Origin of the sequence: Nocardia mexicana NBRC 108244 (assembly GCF_001613165.1) — a bacterium.
Lineage (GTDB): Bacteria > Actinomycetota > Actinomycetes > Mycobacteriales > Mycobacteriaceae > Nocardia > Nocardia mexicana.
In genome coordinates this window covers 21,443-27,996 of record NZ_BDBV01000104.1, presented here as the reverse complement: position 1 = coordinate 27,996, position 6,554 = coordinate 21,443, and the positions used below count along the sequence as shown (strand labels likewise).

The 6,554-nt window shown below is 69.0% G+C and carries 8 protein-coding genes and 1 tRNA gene; 4 read left to right on the top strand and 5 right to left on the bottom strand.

All coding sequences use genetic code 11. The annotated features are described in order from the left end of the window. From NM1_RS33930 to NM1_RS43630, 3 genes are all read right to left on the bottom strand, one after another. Positions 1 to 2,300, bottom strand: a 2,300-nt coding sequence (locus tag NM1_RS33930) for an ATP-binding protein (protein WP_068029690.1), incomplete at its 3' end; no start/stop codon positions are given. Next, positions 2,285 to 2,836: an AfsR/SARP family transcriptional regulator gene (locus NM1_RS43635; RefSeq protein ID WP_068029686.1), complete on the bottom strand. Its 552-nt coding sequence runs from the start codon at positions 2,834 to 2,836 to the stop codon at positions 2,285 to 2,287. The genes NM1_RS33930 and NM1_RS43635, both read right to left, overlap by 16 nt. Further along, a complete protein-coding gene (locus NM1_RS43630) occupies positions 2,770 to 3,141 on the bottom strand; it encodes an AfsR/SARP family transcriptional regulator (RefSeq protein WP_068029683.1) in 372 nt (123 codons plus the stop codon). The genes NM1_RS43635 and NM1_RS43630 overlap by 67 nt, the downstream gene beginning before the upstream one ends. Positions 3,142 to 3,264: 123 nt before the next feature. Here NM1_RS43630 and NM1_RS33915 point away from each other — a divergent pair, with 123 nt between their 5' ends. Further along, positions 3,265 to 4,029, top strand: a complete 765-nt coding sequence (locus NM1_RS33915) for an SDR family oxidoreductase (RefSeq protein ID WP_068029679.1) — start codon at positions 3,265 to 3,267, stop codon at positions 4,027 to 4,029. A gap of 9 nt (positions 4,030 to 4,038) precedes the next feature. Further along, positions 4,039 to 4,482: a nitroreductase/quinone reductase family protein gene (locus tag NM1_RS33910; protein WP_068029678.1), complete on the top strand. Its 444-nt coding sequence runs from the start codon at positions 4,039 to 4,041 to the stop codon at positions 4,480 to 4,482. A 6-nt stretch (positions 4,483 to 4,488) separates the two neighbouring features. On the opposite strand, the gene NM1_RS33905 is transcribed toward NM1_RS33910, so the two are convergent. Both NM1_RS33905 and NM1_RS33900 read right to left on the bottom strand, forming a co-directional pair. Further along, complete coding sequence (locus NM1_RS33905) at positions 4,489 to 4,914, bottom strand: PPOX class F420-dependent oxidoreductase (RefSeq protein ID WP_068029675.1); 426 nt, start codon at positions 4,912 to 4,914, stop codon at positions 4,489 to 4,491. A 208-nt stretch (positions 4,915 to 5,122) separates the two neighbouring features. After that, positions 5,123 to 5,728 (bottom strand): nucleotidyltransferase family protein, encoded by a 606-nt coding sequence (locus tag NM1_RS33900; protein ID WP_068029672.1) that lies wholly within the window; start codon positions 5,726 to 5,728, stop codon positions 5,123 to 5,125. Positions 5,729 to 5,854: 126 nt separating this feature from the next. Here NM1_RS33900 and NM1_RS33895 point away from each other — a divergent pair. Both NM1_RS33895 and NM1_RS33890 read left to right on the top strand, forming a co-directional pair. Beyond that, positions 5,855 to 5,925 (top strand) — tRNA-Gly (locus NM1_RS33895). 80 nt (positions 5,926 to 6,005) lie between these two features. Further along, positions 6,006 to 6,554: an NUDIX hydrolase gene (locus tag NM1_RS33890; RefSeq protein ID WP_246011529.1), complete on the top strand. Its 549-nt coding sequence runs from the start codon at positions 6,006 to 6,008 to the stop codon at positions 6,552 to 6,554.

Sequence of the window (6,554 nt, the reverse complement as noted above, 5' to 3'; positions counted from 1 at the left end):
GCGGTGCCGAGCAGGCGGGCCGCGAGCACGGAGTCGCCCGCGAGCTGCCGCGCCCCGGCCAGTCCCTCCTGCGCGAGGGCCACCGCGCGGGGATCGCCGGTCTTGCGGGCCGCGGCGAGGCCCTCCTGATGCAGGGCGAGTGCCGCTTCCGCATCGCCTCGCAGCTCGGCGACGAAGCCGAGTTCGGCGAGTACGAGCGCGATTCCGTTTGCCGCGTCGAATCCGCGATTCCAGTCCAGCCAGGGTCGCAGATAGCGTTCGGCCGCGTCGAGGCGTCCCTGGCGCCGTGCGCTCAGGGCGAGCCCTACCTCGGCGAACTCTTGACCGGGGCGGTTTCCGTGCGCGACGGCCAGATTCCGGGCTCGCTCGTGGAGGTCGTCGGCCGCCGCGTAATCCTGTCCGAGCAGGGCGATCCTGCCCAGTTCGGCCCAGCGCGCCGCCGCGTCGGTCCACAGGGCCAGATCCTCGGCGATGTTCAGGCCTTCCCGATACCGGTCCTCCGCCTCCCGATACCGGCCCTCCATCTCCAGCAGGCGACCGAGTACGCCGGTGGCCTGCAGCATTCCCCACCCGTCGCCGATCGCGGTGAACAGTGCGCGGCTCTCCTCGCCGTCCTCGCGAGAGGCCGCCAGCTCACCGCGCGCATACCGCTGTACCGCTCGAACACCGAGTGCCGCGGCAACGGCCCAGGTGTCGCCCTCTAGCCGGGAATCGTCCAGCGACCGGTCGACGATTTCGACCCCGACATCCATGGCGCCGAACATCGTTGTGGCGTAACCGAGAAGCCAGCCTGGCCCGATACGCTCGCGGCGATCCCGGATGGCCTCGTAGAGCCGCAGCGGCGTGCGATTGTCCCAGGCGGTGTCCGCCGGGTCGCCGGACAGCAGGTCCAGTGCGGCACTCCACGCCTCGAGTTGTGCGGCGGCGTCCGATTCCGTGGGGATCGCCGCAGGCGCCGGGCCCGTGGCGCCCGATGCCGTGGTGGGGCTTGTCGTCTCTGTGACTCGATGCGGATTCGTCACGGCCAGCGCCGCCGCGATCGAGCGTCGCGCCTCCGTGAGCCGCCCCCGCAGGAACCAGTACCAGGTCAGCGCCCGGGCCAGGCGCCGGGCCAGCGGTACGTCTCCCAGGGACGCGGCGGTGTCGAGCGCGTCTCGCATATTGGCGGACTCGAGGTCGAGGCGCCGCAACCACCGACGTTGTTGCGCGCCACGCAGTTCGGCGTCGGCCTGTTCGGCGAGTGTGACGTAGTAGCGGGCGTACGCGCGTCGTAGCTGCTCGTATTCGGACGCGAACTCGTTGGCGCGCAACCGCTCCGAGCAGTACGCGGCTATCGATTCGAGGAGTCGGTAGCGGGGCTCACCGGCATCGTGGCTGACGCCGATCAGGGATCGGTCCACCAGGCGAGCGAGTAGATCGAGTACCTCACCGGACTTCACACCTACTCCGGCACACAGCGTTTCGGCGGCGTCCAGTGAGCATCCGTCCGCGTGCACGGAGAGGCGGCGCAGCACCGTCTGCTCGGCGGCGGTCAACAGATCCCAGCTCCAGTCGATCATCGCGCGCAGGGTCTGCTGGCGGCGCGGCGCATCCCGGCGACCGTCGGTGAGCAGCCCGAAACGGTCGTCGAGGCGCTCGGCGAGCCGCGCCGGACCCAGGGTGCGGATGCGGGCCGACGCCAGCTCGAGAGCCAGGGGCAACCCGTCCATTCGTCGGCAGATCGTGGCCACCACCTCGGCATCGTCCTCGGTCAGGACGAACCCCGGCGCCGCCGCGGCGGCCCGGGCCGCGAACAGCCGCACCGCGCCGGACCGCAGGATCTCGGCGGGTACCGCACCCGGTTCGGGCAGATCGAGTGGTGGGACCAGGCACAGTTGCTCACCCGCGATGTCCAGCGGCTCCCGGCTGGTGGCCAGGATGCGCAGGTTCGGCGCATCTCGAAGCAGCAGCCGGGTCAGCGTGGCCGCCGCCCGGACGACGTGTTCGCAGTTGTCCAGCAGCAGGAGTAGTTCCCGCCCGCGCAGTGCCTCGGCCAGCCGCCGGACCTGCGAGCCGGGCGTCGATGTCCGGGTCGGCGCATCGTCGCGGATCGCCAGGGCGGCGGCCACGGTTTCGGCGAGGCTCTCGACGGACGCCTCCGCCGTAGGCGGTACTTTGTGCGCGCCGAACTCCACCAGCCACACGCCGTCGGGGTAGGACTCGGCCGATTCGCTCGCGGCGGCGAGCGCGACCCGCGTCTTGCCGACTCCACCCGGCCCCGTCAGTGTCACCAGGCGCTCTCGGCTCAGCAGCGTCCGCACCTCGGCAACGACCCCGAGCGGCCGATGAGACCGGTGACCCGGGCAGGTAGATTCGTGCGCCGCCGTGGCGAATCATCCACTCGCGGTGCGGATATCGGCACTTCCGGCGGTAGCACCGCGGGATCGCGGCGCAGCATCCCCTGGTGCAGTTCGACCAGCGCGGGCCCCGGTTCGAGTCCGAGCTCGTCGTCGAGGTGGCGGCGCACGTCTTGGTAGACCGCGAGGGCCTCGTTCAGCCGACCGGCCCCGTACAGGGCGCGCATTCGAGTGGCGCGCAACCCTTCTCGGAACGGGTGCCGCTCCGTCGGTTCCTGCAACTCGGCGGCCAACTGGCCGTATTCGCCCAATTGCAGCCGGGTTTCGGCGTACTCCTCCAGTACCGACAGCCGCTGTTCCTCCAGGCGCGCTATCGACGCCTGCGCGAACGGCTCGTCCGCGAAATCCGCGAATGCCGGTCCGCGCCATTGGTTCAGGGCCCGGCCGAACAGCTCCGCTCGCTGTCCGGGTTCGGTGGTCCGGCGCGCCTGCTCGGCCAACGCCGCGAATTGCCCCCATCCACGGCCTCGGCGGGCACCACCAGGACATATCCCGTCGACCGGTACGCCACCAGGTCGGCGCCCACGGCGCGGCGCAACCGGGACACGAGGGTCTGCAGCGCGCTGGCCGGACGGGCCGGAGCCCGGTCGCCCCAGATCCCCTCGACCAGTCTGTCGCCCGAGACCACCCGCCCCGGATCCACGAGCAGTCCGGCCAGCAGCGCACGGACCTTCCTCTCGGGCACCGCCACAGCTTCGCCGTCCGCCGTCCGCACGAGCAGGGGACCGAGAACTCCGAAGCGCACCTGACCAGCGTAGTGACGTCCGCTCGAGTGGCCGAACGCAGACCGAATGCGAACCGAGGGCAGACCGAAAGCGTCGGCGCGCACAGTCGTTCCTGTCGTACCGAAACGAACAGGAGCAAGTCCATGAGCGAGAAGTTCGCAGGTAAGAAGGCCGTCGTCACGGGCGGGACGCACGGCATGGGTCTGGCGATCGTCAAGGCCCTGCTGGCCGGCGGTGCCGAGGTGGTACTCACCGGCCGCAACGAGAAGACCCTCGAGGACGCACGGACCGAACTGCGGGGGCAGGCGGCGCACGTGGTCCGGTCGGACGCCGCCAGTATGGCCGATATCGCGGCGCTGGCCGACACTGTCCGGCAGCGCCTGGGCCGCGTCGACCACCTCTTCGTCAACCACGGCATCGCCGAATTCGCCGAGCTGCCCGAGGTTACGGAGGCGGCCTGGGATCGGCACTTCGCGATCAACACCAAGGGCGCGTTCTTCACCGTGCAGGCCCTGGATCCGTTGCTCGCCGAGGGCGGCTCGATCGTCTTCACCACGGTCGGCAACGACGTGATCTTCCCCGGCCTGAGCGCCTACTCCGCGTCGAAGGAGGCCACCCGCGCCTTCGCGCATGTGCTTGCGGCAGAGCTGCTTCCGCGCAAGATCCGGGTGAACTCGGTCGCCCCCGGGTTCATCGAGACACCGACCATGGGGGTCCCGGGCCTGAGTGCCCAGGAGCGCGAGGAGTTCGTGCGGCAAGGCCACGAGTCCACCCCGCTGCGGCGCACCGGCACCGTCGAGGAGGTTGCGACGGCGGCGCTTTTCCTGGCCGCCGACGCCACCTTCACCACCAATATCGAACTGGCCGTGGACGGCGGATTCGCCCAGGGCCTGCCCATCCCGTCCTGAGGAGTGCAGATGACGAACGACGACACAGTGCTCGACAGCCCGGATCCCTCGGTGGCCGAGCATGTCCGGCGCTACCTGGCGACCGGCGGTGGCAGCGGGTACCGGGAGGGCGGCGTCACCAACCTTATCCTCACCCACCGCGGGCGAAGGACCGGAAGGCTGCACCGCACGGGTCTGTTCTACGGGAAGGACGGGGAGCGCTATGTCCTGGTCGCCTCCGGTTCGGGTATCACGCACACTCATCCGCAGTGGTACCTGAACCTGGTGGCGGATCCGGAGGTCGAGGTGCAGATCCTCGCCGAACGGTTCACGGTGCGCGCCCGGGCCGCGGAAGGGGTTGAGCGGGAACGGCTCTGGGCGCTGATGACCGAGCTCGCTCCGATCTATCACTCGTACGAGGCGCGCAGTCGCCGGGTCATCCCGGTGGTCGTCCTCGAACGTGTCGAGCCGTAGCCGACGTCAGCGGATCTGTTCGCCGTACACGCGGTCGATGGTCATTGTCATCAGGACCCTGCGGTCGGAGACCATTACCGCCCGGTACTCGTCCCAATCCGGGTGTTCCCCGGCGGCGGCGCGGTAGTAGTCCACCAGTGCCTCGACCTCGGGGCCGTGCGGGTCGGTTCCCGGGCCGGTCAGGGTCACCGTGCCCTCGGCGGTGGCCCAGGACCAGCCGTCGGCGCTGGTGACCTCCAGCGCCGCCCGTGGGTCGCGGCGCAGGTTCACCGTCTTGGCCCGGCCCTCGGTCATCGACACGTATATGACATCGGAGTCCTGTCGATAGAAGGGTGTGACGGGCGAAAGCTGCGGCAGCCCACTCGATTTGATCGTGGCGAGCACGCCGATCCGGCTTTCCGCGAGCAGCGAACGCGGGTTGAACGAAGTCATGGGAACTGTCAACGCTCTCGCTCCGACAGCGATTCCCCGCGCCGGAGCGAACCGCTCGGCCGACCCAGGTCGGCAGCTCTCCGATGTCCCGAGTTCTGGTGCCACCGCACCGGCTCGGGTCAGCAGGACTTTGGGACCCGACGCCGGTAGGCGGTGCCGCGGGCCCGACATAGGATCAGCACGCCATGGACCGAGGCCGCGGCTGACGTCAGGGGGTGCTCGGCCACGGCAGCACCGTGAGATCGGGCCACTGCTCCTGCCACCGCCGGGCCTTGGCCTCGTACACCTCGGCCGGGGCGAGCACCGGGTTGGGCCGGATGGTCATATTGAAGATATCGGAGAATCCGTGCGGCGCGTAGACCCGCCAGGACTCGTCGCGTTCGAGACGGACACCCACGCAGCAGGTGGTCGCGGCGAACGAATCGATCGCGGCTTCGCTGGACGTGTGTGGGGGACAGGGCACCCCGAAGTGGTCCTCGTACCACAGGTGAACCCGAGCCTCGTTCCGAATCTCGACGATCGCCGGTAGATCACCGAAGACGCTGTCCCCCAACCGGATCACCTCGTCCTCGGCGGCCCAGCCGAGATCCGAATCATCGAAGTAGAACAGGTCGTAGTCTTTGATCCCCTCCTCCGCCGGCCGCCCGGTCACCACGTTCCACACGGTCTGGAACAGGCAGCCCGCAGTGAGATACCAGCCCGGAAGATCCATCCGAGCGGCGCGAGCCAGCACCTCCACCAGAAGATCGTTTCGTACCAGCACCTCGCGGAACGCATCGAGCTGCTCGGCCACGGGAAGTCGCCCGATCTGCATAATGCATCCCTAGCATCCGGGTACGACATATCGCACAGCGCAACCCTGCCCCCCACCCCCGGAACCTGCGGACTTGTGCGCCATCACCCCTGGTCTGCTAGGGTATCGCAGGCGCACAGCGCGTCGGCCGGTGTAGTTTAGTGGTAGAACATCAGCTTCCCAAGCTGAGAGTGCGGGTTCGATTCCCGTCACCGGCTCTCTTCGAAAACCTTCTCACCAGCGGTTCTGTTCGATCGGGTCGAGCGGAATGTGATGCGGTGCGCGTCGCCTGCTCGGTATGGAGATCAAGCCCAATCGTGCGCGCTGCCAACAATATTCGAGTATTGGCGGGCGGCCTCACCGTAGGTGGAGGGTGTGGATGAGTTTCAGGTTGGCGGCTTATGCCGTGTGTATCGAGGACGGCAGGGTGCTGCTGGTGCGTCATGTGCCGCGGGGTGGTGCAGGCAACTGGACTCTTCCCGGTGGTCGGGTCGAGCATGCGGAGGATCCGTTCGATGCGGTGACGCGGGAATTCGCGGAGGAAACCGGGTGCCGTGGAGTTGTCGAGCGGCTGCTCGGCGTGGACTCGCGGGTGATCCCGGCGGACGTGGCGCGCGCCGGAGTCGAGCATCAGAATGTCGGCGTGTTCTATCGGATCCGTGTGTCCGGTGGGCGAATCGAGCCCGAGGCGGACGGTGCGACCGCCGAGCCGACCTGGACTCGGGTCCGCGACGTCGAGGGCCTGCGGCGGTCGTCACTCGTGGATATCGGTCTCGCTATGGCCCGAACGCTACCGGCATCCGGCCATGTCGCAGCCGTACCGGTCGGCGGCTTGATCCAGCACTGA